We start from the raw sequence: 15,749 nt of genomic DNA on the forward strand, positions 1-15,749 counted from the left end.
ATGAAATACATCACGTTTCTATTTGCCTTGTTGACTCAATTTTTAAGTGCTCAAAATTATACAGAATATGCCACTGGTAGTTCGTCAGATGTTACGACTAACCATGAGTTTGGAATTTGTATGATGGGAGGAGCCAGCGAAAATGATAACGCTATGACTTGGTTTTTAAACAAAGCTGATGGTGGAGATGTTGTGGTTTTAAGAGCGTCTGGAAGTGATGGTTATAATGATTATTTTTATTCTGATTTGGGTGTTTCTATAAATTCGGTGACCACATTTGTTATTAATAATGAAGCTGGAGCGACAAATTCGTATGTACTTGAAAAAGTTGCAAATGCTGAAGCCATTTGGTTTGCTGGAGGAGATCAATTTGATTACGTGAGTTATTTTAAAGATAATGCTATGGAAGAGGTTCTGAATAATTTTATAAATAATAAACGCGGAGTGATTGGTGGTACAAGTGCTGGAATGGCAATTTTAGGTAGCGCGTATTTTTCTGCTGAAAATGGAACCGTTACTAATGCTCAAGCATTGTCAAATCCATATCACAACAGAATGACTTTGGGTTATAACGATTTTTTAGACATTCCTTTTTTAGAGCATGTGATCACAGATACACATTATGACGATCCAGATCGAAGAGCGCGTCATGCAGCATTTTTAGCGCGTTATGCAACAGACAACGGATTGGCATCTTTTGGGATAGCTTGTAATGAATATACTGCAGTATGTATTAATGAGTTTGGTGAAGCTAATGTTTATGGTGATTATCCTAATTACGATGAGTTTGCCTATTTTGTGTTTGCCAATTGTAATAATTTCACCTATTGGCCAGAAACTTGTGTTGAAGGTCAACCGTTGACCTGGAACAGAGATGGAGAAGCCATAAAAGTATACACAGTTCCTGGTACTCAAACAGGTGAGAATTTTTTCGATCTCAATGATTACACGAGCGGTTCTGGAGGTAGTTGGGGAAATTGGACTATTAACAATGGAACATTTTCTACAAGCACTTCTACAAATCCTTTATGTAGCGCTTTAAGTATTAGTGAAAATGAAATTTTAGAAGTTTCTGTAGGACCAAATCCTTTTCGTAATAGTCTAACAATACAATCTCAGTTGGTAAATTTTGATGTGATGCTTTATGATGGCTTTGGAAAGCGAGTTGCTCAATTTAAAAATCAATCACAAATTGATACCTCTATTCTGGCTACAGGATTATACTTTTTAAGGATTTATTCTGAAGGATTACAGGAAACGTTTAAGTTGGTGAAAGATTAGTGTTAAAAGAATTTCAACCCAAATACAATGGCATCACTGGTAAACCCACTTTGGTAAGAACGCACATAATCTATTCTTAGAAAACGCCATTTTCCCCAACCAATATTATCTAAACCGATAGTGTATTCCTGATAGGGTTTGAAATCTGGAGTTGCTAAGGCATGAGCACCAAGGACTAAATTGAAATTAAGTTTATTTATTAATGGAATTCTGCTCAGAATAAATCCGTTAAAATCATGTTCAGCATGCATTTCTAAATACGAATCATTTGTACTTAAATCGTAATATCCTAGATTATTAAAGACCTCTGTGTAGTTTCCTTTCTGACTGATATGAATTTGGTTACCGCTAAAATGTTGAAAGTCGACAAACGAAATGTCATCTGCACTAAAGAATTTTCCAGCTCTGATGTTATAGCTAAACCGTCCTTTATTTGATAGGTTAAATGACTGATAAAGTCCTGCTTTTATCTGATCAAAATTATAGTCGTCAAAAGTAGCTCCTAACCCTTTTTCATAACCAACCAATAGTGTAGGATACTTGTCTTTAGTAATGTTTAGTTTGCTATCAGGATAACTCAAATATTCTTGTCCGAAATTAATACGAGCCAACACATTTAGTTTTAAAATATTATGAGTTTCAAAAGGAGTAATACCATAAGCAGATTCACTTAAAGGATTATTACTGGTGTATATGTCATCATCTTCAGGAAAAAGTACCTGATCGGTAGTGTTGAACAGTGCTTTTCTTCTTTCGTAACTTAACGTGGAGTACAATCTGAATCCGTTAAATAGCTCTTCAGAAAAACTAGCCTGAACAAAGCTACGATCGTAAAGCTTCATATAATTGTCTTCAAAAAATAAAGAAGCAACGGTGTTTTCTAGCCTTGAAATAGGTTCTGCAGCATTAAACTGTGTTGCCTCAATTCCTCCAGAAATTGTTAAAAAAGGTCTGGACGTATTATTGAATTTATAGGTGGCAGCTAAAGTGCCTCTTAAACGATTGTCACTAAACCCATAATTAATGTTTCCGTTTACAGAAAGAAAACGTTTGAAATCATCAAAACTTTTTCTGTAAAATCCTCCAACATTTCCATTCCAGCCTTGAACAGTGTTAAAACTTATGGCTTGAATAGGAGATGTAGTACCAATACTCCAGTTTTCATACGTGTTGTTATAAGTGTAGCCACCAATGATGTCACCAATTTTGAAGGCATTGTTAACACGGTCAACAGAATCTTTATAAACTTTGGAGTCTTTTACAATTTGAATACTATCTTTTTTAATATAATCTGTAATCTCTTCTTCAGTTAAAGGAACAGGTCTTACAGAGGTCCAAAACAGAGCATCTTTTTTATTAGCTTCATCAGCAAAAGATACAATTTCTCTGCTAAAATCTTTGCGTGTTAGGCCAGGATTGATGTTATAATTACTGTAAACAGCAGTGAATCGTCCATCGCCTTTAATCCCAAACAAGCCATATTTAAAATCAATATTTTGAGACATTTTAGTCCAGATGGCATTCTGCTCTGTAAAGGCATAACTTTGAGTAATGGTAACTTTATCAACTGCTGGAATTCGCGCTTGTATACCAGTAATATCTAATTCGGCTGCATAAATTGTCCATTGATCTTCAACAATGTAGATAAACCCTTCAAAAACAGGATCATTTTTACGACGAGGTGTCGCTTTAATTTTATTGATTAAATGTCCTCTGTCGTCATAAAAAACGCCTTCTAAAGTATAACGGTAATACCCAAAAGCATTATCAGCAATAGGAGAGATGATTTGATTACCAAGTTCGATGGTATTATTATATAAATCGAACTCAACATCAATAGCATTATTAAAACTAAATCCTTTGTCATCACCACTCACTTTGGAAGCTACAATTTTTTCTTTGAGTTTGTTAGGTCTTAAAAACTCAAGTTTAGAGATGGTTTCAGATAAATAAATCACACCACTTCGCGTAGAATCTAAACCTCCACCAAGATCGCCAATCTCTTGTCCGAGAATTTTTTCAGGAGCATCTTTAATCCGAATCAATCCACGAGAATAGAAATCGGCTTTATAACTCTGAATTTTTTCAAGGTTTTCTTTACGCTTGGCTATGGCTTGTCTAATAATAGAGTTTGCAGGATTTTCTCCAGTAGTAATTACCACCTCGTTTAGTGAGATTTCTTCATCATCTAAAGTAGCATTAAGGTTATAAGGAAACGATTCAATAGAAACTGTTTTTTTTACCGTTTTATAGCCTAAAAATTGAAAAACTACCGTATAGGTTTCTGGTTCAGTGATGTTGAGCTCATAATTGCCATCTTCATTGCTGGTTGTACCTTTGTAGGTGTTTTCAATAAAAATATTAACGAATGGTAAAGGATTGTTTTTTGTATCTGTAACCGTTCCTCTTATTTGTGAATAAGAAATGCATACATACAGAAATAAAAGTGTAGAGAGTAATTGTTGTTTCATAGGGTTGATTGATGGTCTTATTATATAGACGTACTTTTAATAGAAAAGGTTGCCTTGAACGTCAAACATAGACATTTTAATAAACCTCGTTTGTTAAACAATCATAAATAAAACTAATGTAATTGTTAAATGTTTTGTAACATTTATGGAGCCGAAAGGAAATGTTATTTATAGATTTTTTTAATACGATCTAAATTTCTCTTATTATCACGATCTTTAATGGTATCACGCTTATCATATAGCTTTTTACCTTTTCCTAAGGCAATGTCTAGTTTAGCTAAGCCTCTTTCATTTATAAATAATCGCAACGGAATGATTGCATTACCTTTAATATTGACTTCTTTTTCGAGTTTTTTGAGTTCACGCTTGTTAAGCAGTAATTTACGTTCGGCTTTGGGTTTGTGGTTGTAATAATTACCATACATATATTCCTGAATGGTCATATTTATTACAAATAATTCGCCGTTATCATTAAACTCACAAAATCCTTCAGCAATAGAAGCTTTACTATCTCGAATGGATTTAATTTCGGTACCAGTTAAAACAATACCAGCAGTGTAAGTATCGAGAATCTCGTACTCAAACTTTGCTTTTTTGTTCTTTATGTTTACTGGTTTTTGCATATATGACAAAGGTAGTTTTTATAGTTAAAAGTAAAAAGTTTGAAAGTTATAAGTTTTTATTTAAGTGTAATTGAATATGTACCTTTGCGACTTAAAATGATATACCTAAAAGCTATGCATAAATGAAATATACTCTTTTAATCGTTGTTTCTTTTTTTATTCTGAATTGTAAAAATGAAAAAGCTGAAAAACTATCAGCAGCATTTATCGTTAATGAATCTATGAAAGTGTCTGGAAGTGATAAGGTTGCGTCTTCAACGATTGGTTTTAATTTTAGGAATAAATACTATTATGCAGATAGAAAAAACGGAAAATTTTTATTAAAACGTCTTACTATTGAAGCAGATAAAGATTCAATTTTCGATGTTTTAACAAATGATGCTTTTGAGCGTTATATAAATGATAATGAAGCTGTTTTTGTTGAAGACTCTATGAAAACAAAATATGCCGCATCTGTAAATTCAGTACATTATTTCTCCGTATTGCCTTATGGCTTGAATGATAAGGCTGTAAATAAAGCACGTTTACAAGATGTGTTAATTAAAGGGCAAATGTATTACACAATTAAAGTCACATTTGATCAAGAAGGAGGAGGAGAAGATTATGAAGACGTGTTTTTGTACTGGGTTCAACAAGATACCTATAAGGTAGATTACCTGGCTTATTCATATAATGAAGTTGATGGGAAGGGATTTCGTTTTAGAGAAGCGTATAATGAACGTTATATCAATGATATTCGATTTGTTGATTATAACAATTATAAACCAGATGAAGCTTCAGTAGCACTTTCAGATTTGCCTGAATTGTTTGAAAACGGACAATTAAAACTCTTATCAAAAATAGAATTAGAAAATATAAGTGTTAATTGATTTTTAAGACCTGATCGATTTTATGGTCTTCATAAATGGTAACAATAAATAAACTGCCATTATCACGATCGTCCATGTCTGCATATTTTTCTTTGCCTAAAATAGCATTAGCAAACGCTGGAGTTGTATTGCTGTGACCGACAATTAAAACCGTTTTGCCAAAGGTAGCTTCAGCGAATTCTTCAGAATATAAATTTGTTGGATCGTATAATGTGATTTCAAGCGCTTTAGCCTTTGCTGTTGGAGTTGCGGTGGCTATTGTTCTGTTGTAGTTGGTTGAGTATACAGCGTCAAAATTGATGTGTTCAAAAACGTTGCTCCATTTTTCAGCACGTTCAATTCCTTGTTCTTTTAATTTAGGATTTCTTTCGTTTTTATCACTTCTATCTTTTTCAGCATGTCTTATAAGATAGTAGGTCGTTATTGAAGAGTTTATTGACTCCTGAGCGTTTACTGGTGTAATAAAACTAAAAGCAAAGGCGAGTATTAAAACATATTTCATTTAGTCAGGTGTTTGAGTAAAGATATGAAACTCTATTTTTTGGAATCAAAAAGGCGTGTTAAAGTTTTAAATTATGCCAGCTCTAAAGCAATGTCAATCATGCTTTTAAATGTGGTTTCACGTTCTTTGCTGGTCGTGTGTTCACCTGTAACTAATGAATCTGAAATGGTAAGTATGGCAAGTGCTTTAACATCGTGTTTTGCAGCAACAGTATAAAGTCCTGCAGCTTCCATCTCAACACATAACACATCAAATTTTGACCATTTTTTATAGGAATTGCTGTCGTCTTCATAAAATTCATCAGAAGATAACACATTACCTGCTTTTATTGGAATATTTTTTTGTTTAGCAACCTCAACAGCTTTTATGAATAATTCAAAGTTAGCAGTAGGAGCATAGTAAGCACCATCAAATCTTGAGTTGTTTATACCAGAATTTGAAGATGCAGCCATGGCTAAAACAATATCTCTAACTTTCACATTTTTTTGATATGAGCCAGCACTACCAACTCGAATCAAGTTTTTTACACCATATTCGGTTATAAGTTCATGTGTGTATATCGAAATGCTGGGAACTCCCATTCCTGTACCCATTACAGAAATAGGCTTACCTTTAAAAGTACCAGTATAGCCAAGCATGCCTCTAACCTTGTTAAAGCATTTTGGGTTTTCAAAAAATGTTTCAGCAATCCATTTTGCTCGTAAAGGATCTCCAGGTAATAAAATCGTTTCGGCTATGTCGCCTTTTTTGGCTTCAATGTGTACACTCATGCGTTAAAGATAAAAAAAATGAACTAATATATTTAAGCTTCAGACATTTGTTCTGAAACAATAGCAACACCTTTTGAAGTCCCTATCCTGTCGACACCAATATCAATGTATTTTTGAGCGGTTTCTAAATCGCCAATACCACCAGAAGCTTTAATCTTTGCTCGGTTTTTAACTGTTTTTTTCATGATTTTAACAGCAGTAAGTGTTGCGCCACTTTTAGAAAATCCGGTTGATGTTTTTACAAAATCAGCTTTTGCATCTAAACAAATTTCGCATGCTTTAACAATGTCGTTTTTAGATAGTTCACTAATTTCAATAATGACTTTTAAAGGGATTCTTCCAATAGCGAGTTTAACCTCACTGATATCTTTAAAAACTTCAACGTAGTTTTTGCTCTTTAAAAAACCAATGTTAATGACCATATCGATTTCTTGAGCACCTGCTTCAACAGCTTGTTTAGCTTCAAAAGCTTTGGTGTCTGTTGACGTTGCTCCCAATGGAAAACCAACTACAGTACAAATCTTTACGGAAGATCCTTTTAATAATTGTTTTGCAAGTGGGATGTAACTACTGTTGATGCAAACAGAAAAAAACTTGTGCTTTTTAGCTTCATTACAAAGGTCAATGATATCTCGTTCTGTGGCCGTAGACTTTAGTAAAGTATGGTCTATATAAGTATTTAATTCCATGGTATTCTTTAGTAGGTATTTGAAAATGACTTAATAACTCTCTACAAGTAGAGGGATTTACTTGGACAAATTTTTTTAATTGTCTTAAGTTGTGTTGGAATTAATAGCGGATTCAAAGTTAATATTTATATGTTAATACTAATGTTAAATCTCTACTTTTATTGTGCAGTTCGTCGAATAATTTCAACTTAATATTATAACTAATTCGTAAAAAGGAAGTTGTGTTATTTCAGATTAATGAGTTTTTTCTGGTAGCTTTTTATGTCAACTTCATTCTCATATGTTTCTTATAAGCTCTTATTTTTATAAATAAAATGAATGAATTAAATCTGTTAAAATCATAATTACCATACTATGACTTTTGTCATCATTTCATGCAGGTATGTGTTATATTTTTGTGTCAAATATTAAATCAAACATATCATGAAAAAACTAATTTTTAGTACAATTTTAGCTTGTTTATTTGTTTTTAATGCTCAAGCACAGGACGATAACACAATGTCAAATGATGATTTCAGTAAGTGGCAGATTCGTTTTAGAGTTCTTTCGGTAATTCCTTCGCCTAGTGATGACATCGTTGGAGCAGATGTGGATATTTCAACCTCTTTTGCACCTGAATTTGACTTTACATATTTTTTTAATAAAAACATTGCTGCAGAGTTAATATTAGGAACTACAAAACATGAAGTTGAACTTGAAGATGGAGCAGATCTTGGGCATGTCTGGTTATTGCCTCCAACATTGAATTTACAATATCATTTTTATACAGGAGATTTTAAACCTTATGTTGGTGCAGGTATCAATTATACTATTTTTTATGGTGTAGATGCTGGAGATTTAGACGATATTGATTATGACAGTACAGTTGGGTTTTCTTTGCAAGCTGGTTTAGATTATAATTTGAACGAAAAATGGTTTTTAAACCTTGATGTTAAAAAATTATTTCTTGAAACAGATGTCACACCAAAAGGTGCAACTGAAAGTTCAAAAGTAGGAATTGATCCGTTAATCATTGGTTTTGGAGTTGGAATGAAGTTTTAACCTGAACCTAAATTTTAATTATTTTAACCTAAAAACGAGCTTAATCAAGCTCGTTTTTTTATATGGTTTCAATATTTAGTTGGGCGTTTTCACTTTCAATAATTTTATGAATCCATTTAATGGCTTCGGTTAAATTATCAAAAATACCAAAAGGTTTATCATAAAACTGACTTTCATATTCAACGCTTGTTCTCATTTTATCATTTGCAGGAATGATTGCTATTGCCACCATGTTAGATATTTTCTCAGCTTCTTTGTAAACTAACGGGTTAACAGAATACGAAGTGACTCTATTAGAGATATAGGCCATGTTTTTATTATCAAAATGTTTATTTAAGATGTGTCTGAAATCATCAACCTTCTCCATATCAATAGTAACACCTTCTTTTACTTGTTTGATTAAAAAGTCGTCAAACACAAATACTTCAGCATGACCAATATCATAATAGTGGAACATTCCCATAATCCATATTTTTTTTGATTAGTATATAATAATATACAAAAAATGCTTCTTAAAATGAAAAGCAACGCTCATTTTATTTCTAAAATTCACGCTGCTTTTCCACTAACCAACCACTTAAAAGACTGTTATTTGAAGGTTTTGTTACAGTAGATTTTAAATTTCTTCTGATACAAAACTCGCTTCATTCCTAAAGACCAGTTTATCATCAAATGCATCTAGTAAAATGATGCTGTCTGTTGAGATGTTTCCGGATAGAATCTCTTTACTTAAAGCGTTTAAGACTTCTTTTTGAATGACTCTTTTTACAGGTCTTGCGCCATATTCTGGATTATAACCTTTGTTTGCTAAATACTCTACAGCTTCTGGAGTTGCATCAAATGTAATGCCTTGTTTTGCAATCATTTTTTGTACACCTTTTAATTGCAAACCAACAATAGCTTTAATATCAGCTCTGGTTAAAGGTGTAAACATGATGGTGTCATCAATTCGGTTTAAAAACTCGGGACGCACACTTTGTTTTAATAAGGCTAAGACGTCAACTTTGGCAGCTTCCATGGCGGAATCAATATCTTTAGTGGCCTCAAAACGTTCTTGTATGATATGGCTTCCCATATTAGAAGTCATAATAATAATGGTGTTTTTAAAATCTGCAACACGACCTTTGTTATCTGTTAATCGTCCTTCATCTAGGACTTGTAATAAAATATTGAAAGTATCAGGATGGGCTTTTTCAATTTCATCGAGTAACACGACTGAATACGGTTTGCGTCTAACAGCCTCAGTTAGCTGTCCGCCTTCATCATAGCCAACATATCCAGGAGGAGCACCAACTAATCGACTCACACTATGACGTTCCTGATATTCGCTCATATCAATTCGTGTCATGGCATTTTCATCATCAAATAAATATTCAGCCAAGGCTTTTGCCAATTCAGTTTTACCTACACCTGTAGTTCCCAGGAATAAAAAGGTTCCTACTGGTTTTTGTGGATTTTGTAAACCTGCTCTTGAGCGTCTTACAGCGTCACTAACAGCAATAATGGCCTCTTCTTGTCCGACCACACGTTTGTGCAGTTCTTCTTCTAGTTTTAAAAGCTTATCACGTTCACTTTGTAGCATTTTAGTGACTGGAATACCTGTCCATTTTGCAACAACTTCAGCAATATCATCATAAGTAACTTCCTCTTTGATAAGAGAGTTTCCAGACTGATTTTCTCTAAGTTCGCTCTGGTATTTCTCAAGAGCTTCTTGAGCTTCCTTGATTTTTCCGTATCGGATTTCTGCTACTTTACCATAGTCGCCTTCTCGTTCTGCACGTTCTGCTTCAAGTTTATAGTCTTCAATATTTGATTTTGTTGTTTGAATATTATCGACAACTTCCTTTTCACTTTTCCACTTGGCATTAAGTTCGTTACGTTCTTCTTTTAAATTTGCTAAGTCAGAGCGTAATGATTTAAGCTTTACTTCATCTTTTTCTCGTTTAATAGCTTCTATTTCAATTTCAAGCTGCATAATTTTTCGATCGAGAACATCTAATTCTTCAGGTTTTGAATTGATTTCCATACGCAATTTAGAAGCCGCTTCGTCCATTAGGTCAATGGCTTTATCTGGAAGAAAGCGATTTGTAATATAGCGCTCAGACAATTCTACAGCTCCAATAATAGCTTCGTCTTTAATACGAACTTTATGATGTGTTTCGTATTTTTCTTTAATTCCTCGCAAGATAGAAATAGCGCTTTCTGTGTCTGGTTCATCGACCATAACTTTTTGGAAACGACGTTCTAGAGCTTTGTCTTTTTCAAAATATTTTTGGTATTCATCAAGTGTTGTAGCACCAATTGCACGAAGTTCTCCACGAGCTAATGCAGGTTTTAAAATATTTGCTGCATCCATAGCTCCTTGTCCGCCACCTGCACCAACCAGTGTGTGGATTTCATCTATAAATAAGACAATGTCTCCTTCGCTAGTTGTAACTTCTTTAATGACTGCTTTTAGTCGTTCTTCAAATTCACCTTTATATTTTGCACCAGCAATAAGAGCTCCCATGTCTAAGGCATAAATTTGTTTGTTCACGAGATTTTCAGGAATGTCACCATCGATAATTCGATGAGCTAAACCTTCGGCAATTGCTGTTTTTCCAGTTCCAGGTTCGCCTACAAGTATGGGATTATTTTTTGTTCTTCGAGATAAGATTTGAAGAATGCGTCTTATTTCCTCATCACGACCAATTACAGGATCAAGTTTGCCATCTTTAGCCAACTGATTTAAATTTTTTGCATACTTATTAAGAGAATTGTAAGTATCCTCCTGACTTTGGGATGTAACTCGGTCACCTTTACGAAGCTCTTCAATAGCAGCTTTAAGGTCTTTTTCGTTGACGCCTTGATCTTTTAACATTTGAGCTATTTTGCTGTTAGATTTAAAAATAGCGAGAATCAAATGCTCAATAGAAACATAATCATCATTCATCTTTTTTGCAATGATAGATGCTTCGTTAAGTGTTTTACTAGCATCACGAGAGAGCATTAAATCACCTCCAGAGACTTTTGCAAAACTTTCAAGTTGCTTATCCAATGCTAATTTTAAAACGTCCATATTGACATTTAACTTTTTTAGTATAAATGGTAATACGTTTTCATCAACTTCAAAAATGGCTTTTATGATGTGCTCATTTTCTATTTGTTGATGCCCTAAGCTTTGAGCAAGTTGTTGTGCCTGCTGAATTGCTTCTTGAGATTTTATGGTATAATTATTAAAATTCATATGTATATAGTCTTGTTTTTTATTAGTATTTTACGATAGCATTATGTCAAGAACCTTACCAATCAGATTATTTTAAAAGCAAACGACAATATGGCTGATTTTGTGTAAGATAACGTGACTTTTCGTCAGTTGTAAGATTGAATTAAAGATACGACTTAAAGGGTTAAAATAGGTGAATATAACCTTCAGAATAAAAACAATTATGGGATTTTTAAAAAACATATTCGGTTCAGATGAACCAAAGGAAGAAAAATTATTGCCTTGGCAGCCTTTAACCAAAGTATCTCAATTGGATGAGATAGAAGAGCGCTCAAAAACCAAAACGCAAGTTATATTTAAACATTCGACGCGCTGCGGAATTAGTAGCATGGTCATGAATCAGTTTGTGAGCATGTATGATTTAGATGCGAATTTAGATTTGTACTATTTAGATTTACTGAGTTATCGCGATGTGTCTAACGAGGTTGGTTACAAGTTTCAAGTGATGCATCAATCACCACAATTACTCATTATCAAAAATGGGACAACAGTTGCTCACGCGTCCCATGGAGCAATTAATGATCTCGATTTGGAACGGTTTGAATGAATTTTATTAGAACTTGAGTGCTACACATGAACTTATTAATAGAAATAAAGTCTTACATTATATAACAAACAAGTCATTTATCAGATTTGGTTTACTTATTTTAATGCTGTACTTTTAAACTTGTAAGTGGCATCTCGTATTTACAAAACAGTATACCAACTCTATCTTCGTTTTAGTTTACAATTGTTATGATTAATTAAGTTATTAATCATTCTAACAATGACCAAATCATTTTGTATACAATTTTATTGTTTGTGTTTTCTATTTGTCACTTTTGTTCAAGCTCAAGATGACGCTTATGATTCATGGCAAATCAGTTATAGTGAAGGTATAAAAGCCTTTGAGTCTAAAGATTTTGAGAATGCTAAAACAGCATTTATTAATGCCATTACAATATCTGATCAATTCTCTGAAGTAAATAAAGCCGAAAAAGGAAATACAGCATTTTATTTAGGTCAGACTTTTTTTGCATTGAAGATTAATGCACAAACCATTTCATTAATAGAGCATGCTATCGAGGTTTCTGAAGATACGACATCTCTTGATTATGTTGAAAAAGCTAAATTCCTGGGAAATGTTTATGACATAGAATCTCAATATTCAAAGGCACTTCAACACTATAAAGGCGCATTACAGGCCTTAAAAATTAATAATCAAACACAAACACTTGTTTACGCAAATGGTTTAAGTCGTGTTGGAAGTATTTACAGAATTGAGGGCAATTATGACAAAGCAGAAAAAACGATAATTGAAAGTCTAAGGATTATTGACCATGTTGAAAGCAAAACGCATTTAGATTATGGCACGACACTTTCAAGTTTAAGCATCGTTTATAAAAAGAAAGGACAGTACAAGCAAGCGGTAAGTTCTGCCAGAGAAGGGTTGGATATTATCAAGAATGTAACTGGTGTTAAAAGTTCTGAGTATGCTTCGGCTAGAACTAATCTAGCTCAAATTTATACAGAAACAGGAGAGTACGATAAAGCTATTGACATGCAAAAAGAAGCTTTAGCATTATATGATAGCATTGGCAAAAAATCTATCAATTATGCAGGAGCTTTAATAGCCTTGTCAAATTTATACCACGAAGTAGGTGAATATCAGAAGGAAATACCAATCTTAAATGAAATTCAAGGAATACTAAGTGAAACGCATTCTGCACAAGCCACTATTCATAATAATTTAGGGCAAGCTTATGACAGAATGGGAGATTATGAAAAAGCTTTGTTTTTCACTCAAATTGGAATTAGTAAAACAACGTCTACACATTCTAGTTATGGCACAAGACTTCAAAATTTAGCATTTATATATGTCAAACTTGGCGAAATGCAAAAAGCTCTGGAAACCTATGCGTTATCTAAATCAGCGATTGAAGAAAAATATGGAACATCCCATCCTTTGTATGGCAGACTCGTCAATAATATTGGTAAGTTGCATTACACTCTAGGAAATTTTCCAGAAGCAAAAACTTATTTTAAAGAAGCTTTAGATAATTTTTTAAATAATTTTGATGAGAATCACCCTAAATATGGATATTACTTAAATGATTATGCCAGGACATTATTGATATTAGGACAAAGCAATGAAGCTCTTACCTTGATGAAGAATAATCTAAGACTGGCAGAAGACAATTCAAGACGTGATACCGAAGCGTATTACAACAGGCAATACAATTTAGCAATAGCTTACAACAGTTTAGGTCGTTATGAAGAGGCTTTACCATTGTTGTTAAATTCTACAGAAAACTTAAAACTTAAATTAGGAAATGATCATCCAGATTACGGTAAAATGCTTAAAAGTTTAAGTGATACTCATGTAGGTTTAGGGAATTATGATGAAGCCTTTCGTTTGATGGAAATCACTAATGAAGTCACAATTAAACAACTGGATAAAATCTTTAAGTTTAGAAGTGAAATCGAAAAAAAAGCATTTTTGAAAATTGTAACTAAAAATTTTGATGATATGCAATCCGTTCCTATTTCTGCAGGTGATGAAATGGATTCTTGGAATGCTCTGAATTTAAATAACCAGTTAATGTTGAAAGGCTTGCTACTCAATAACTCTAAAGATGTCTTAAGTCAGTTGCAAACCTTAAATGATACTGATATTCAGCAAAAAATTGATAACTACAATATTTTAAAGCGACGATTGACTAAAGTATTAAGTCAGTCTCTATTAGAACGTGAGATAGATACAGACAGTTTAAAAGCTGTTATTAATACTGAAGAAGCACAGTTAGTGAAATTATATAGCTCACATTTTAGTAACCAATTAGACCTGACTAAAGACTGGAAGTCATCACAAAAACAATTGAAAAAAGATGAAATTGCCATTGAGTTTTCAAATTTTAAATATACAAATAAGAATAAATTGACCGATAGCATTATGTACGTAGCATACATTTATAAACGCCATTGGAAGTTTCCAAAAATGATCCCTTTATTTGAGCAAAACAAGTTAGAATCTATTCTCAAAAGTTCAAATCCAAATCAACTATACACTTCGCAATATTTATATGATTTAATATGGAGTCCTATCGAAAACTATACTAAAGATCACAACACAATATACTTTTCGCCAAGCGGACTCTTAAACCAGATTCAATTTGCTGCCATTGCAAAAACCAATGACTTTTCTATTGGTCAAGTCTATAATTTAGTACAATTAAGTAGTACAGCAATTTTAGCAAGTAAGCCTACTGAACCAGCTACTGACAGTGCTTTATTTATCGGTGGAATCGATTATGAATATGTTGAAGCAACGTCGAAAACAAATTTAAATTCAGATTATGCCTATTTAGATACTGAAGTTTTAAGAAATACAAAAGCAACACGAAGCAGAGGTGAAACTTGGACATATTTGGAAGGTACTTTAGCCGAAATTAATAATTTACAATCCATATTCAATAGATATCAGAAAGATTACCTTGTGCTTTCAGGAAATGAAGCAACAGAAACTAATTTAAAAAGGTTAAGTGGAAATTCACCTCATGTAATTCATATTGCTACACATGGCTTTTTTTATGAAAACTTAGAAACAAATCATGCAAACCAATTCAGTTTAAGTACAGAAGACCAATATAGGTTGGCTGAAGACCCTTTATTACGTTCCGGATTAATATTGGCTGGTGCTAATTATGCATGGAAAAACGGGAGTAATCCAAATGAAATAGATGATGGTATATTGTCAGCCATGGAAATCTCTCATATAGACTTGTCTCAAACAGATATTGTCGTACTCAGCGCTTGTGAAACAGGATTAGGTGATATTGATGGTAGTGAAGGTGTTTATGGTTTACAGCGTGCTTTTAAAATGGCAGGAGTAGATATTATTGTAATGAGTTTGTGGCAAGTGCCTGATGCAGAAACAGCTGAATTTATGAACTTGTTCTATGAAAACTGGGTCAAAGATAAACAGGTAAGAAAAGCGTTTACCGTTGCACAGCGTACCATGCAAGAAAAATACAATGATGAACCATTAAAATGGGCAGCTTTTGTTTTGTTCGAGTAGAGTGTATTCTATCTGCTTGTAAATGAAAGATGTAATTAAGGTAGGTGAAATACTCCTTGTTACTTTGTAACCACAGTTTAATTTAATATATTTAGAATCCCTTATGTGATTTTTGAAATTTTTTTTCGATTTAAATATATTAATTAATAGCACGAGTCCCATTTACTAAATGCTTAATCAT

At 33.1% G+C, this 15,749-nt stretch carries 12 protein-coding genes; 5 read left to right on the plus strand and 7 right to left on the minus strand.

The genetic code is table 11. The features are described from left to right. Complete coding sequence (locus ACRHNM_RS08240) at positions 1–1,281, plus strand: T9SS type A sorting domain-containing protein (protein WP_431135497.1); 1,281 nt, start codon at positions 1–3, stop codon at positions 1,279–1,281. A 2-nt stretch (positions 1,282–1,283) separates the two neighbouring features. Here ACRHNM_RS08240 and ACRHNM_RS08245 read toward each other — a convergent pair whose 3' ends face one another. Together ACRHNM_RS08245 and smpB are read right to left on the minus strand one after the other, a co-directional pair. Further along, complete coding sequence (locus ACRHNM_RS08245) at positions 1,284–3,752, minus strand: DUF5686 and carboxypeptidase regulatory-like domain-containing protein (protein WP_431135499.1); 2,469 nt, start codon at positions 3,750–3,752, stop codon at positions 1,284–1,286. Between the two features lie 164 nt (positions 3,753–3,916). Continuing rightward, positions 3,917–4,375 (minus strand): SsrA-binding protein SmpB, encoded by a 459-nt coding sequence (gene smpB / locus ACRHNM_RS08250; protein WP_431135501.1) that lies wholly within the window; start codon positions 4,373–4,375, stop codon positions 3,917–3,919. 122 nt (positions 4,376–4,497) lie between these two features. Here smpB and ACRHNM_RS08255 point away from each other — a divergent pair, with 122 nt between their 5' ends. Next, entirely contained in the window at positions 4,498–5,244 is a 747-nt protein-coding gene (locus tag ACRHNM_RS08255; protein WP_431135503.1) for a DUF6503 family protein, read from the plus strand. Here ACRHNM_RS08255 and ACRHNM_RS08260 read toward each other — a convergent pair. The 3 genes from ACRHNM_RS08260 to deoC form a co-directional block, all read right to left on the minus strand. Then, on the minus strand, positions 5,237–5,746 hold the full coding sequence (locus ACRHNM_RS08260; RefSeq protein WP_431135505.1) for a phosphoglycerate mutase family protein: 510 nt from the start codon (positions 5,744–5,746) through the stop codon (positions 5,237–5,239). The two genes, ACRHNM_RS08255 and ACRHNM_RS08260, sit on opposite strands and share 8 nt — an antisense overlap. A gap of 71 nt (positions 5,747–5,817) precedes the next feature. Beyond that, the gene (gene deoD, locus ACRHNM_RS08265) at positions 5,818–6,516 is read right to left on the minus strand and encodes a purine-nucleoside phosphorylase (protein ID WP_431135507.1); all 699 of its coding nucleotides are present in this window, start codon (positions 6,514–6,516) and stop codon (positions 5,818–5,820) included. 32 nt (positions 6,517–6,548) lie between these two features. Then, on the minus strand, positions 6,549–7,205 hold the full coding sequence (gene deoC / locus ACRHNM_RS08270; RefSeq protein WP_431135509.1) for a deoxyribose-phosphate aldolase: 657 nt from the start codon (positions 7,203–7,205) through the stop codon (positions 6,549–6,551). A gap of 423 nt (positions 7,206–7,628) precedes the next feature. Between deoC and ACRHNM_RS08275 the strand changes: the two genes are divergently transcribed. Next, positions 7,629–8,246 carry an OmpW/AlkL family protein gene (locus ACRHNM_RS08275; RefSeq protein WP_431135511.1) on the plus strand — a complete coding sequence of 206 codons (618 nt, stop codon included), beginning with the start codon at positions 7,629–7,631 and terminating at the stop codon, positions 8,244–8,246. 58 nt (positions 8,247–8,304) lie between these two features. Here the strand turns inward: ACRHNM_RS08275 and ACRHNM_RS08280 are convergent, their stop codons facing one another. Then, positions 8,305–8,709, minus strand: coding sequence for a hypothetical protein (locus ACRHNM_RS08280; RefSeq protein WP_431135513.1), 405 nt, complete (start codon positions 8,707–8,709; stop codon positions 8,305–8,307). Between the two features lie 153 nt (positions 8,710–8,862). After that, the gene (gene clpB / locus ACRHNM_RS08285) at positions 8,863–11,472 is read right to left on the minus strand and encodes an ATP-dependent chaperone ClpB (RefSeq protein WP_431135515.1); all 2,610 of its coding nucleotides are present in this window, start codon (positions 11,470–11,472) and stop codon (positions 8,863–8,865) included. A 202-nt stretch (positions 11,473–11,674) separates the two neighbouring features. On the opposite strand from clpB, the gene ytxJ reads away from it, so the two are divergent. Then, the gene (gene ytxJ / locus ACRHNM_RS08290; RefSeq protein ID WP_431135655.1) at positions 11,675–12,058 is read left to right on the plus strand and encodes a bacillithiol system redox-active protein YtxJ; all 384 of its coding nucleotides are present in this window, start codon (positions 11,675–11,677) and stop codon (positions 12,056–12,058) included. Positions 12,059–12,277: 219 nt separating this feature from the next. Further along, positions 12,278–15,568 (plus strand): tetratricopeptide repeat protein, encoded by a 3,291-nt coding sequence (locus ACRHNM_RS08295; RefSeq protein WP_431135517.1) that lies wholly within the window; start codon positions 12,278–12,280, stop codon positions 15,566–15,568. The last annotated feature ends 181 nt before the right edge of the window (positions 15,569–15,749 follow it).

The organism is Psychroserpens mesophilus (assembly GCF_050617655.1).
GTDB lineage: Bacteria > Bacteroidota > Bacteroidia > Flavobacteriales > Flavobacteriaceae > Psychroserpens > Psychroserpens mesophilus_A.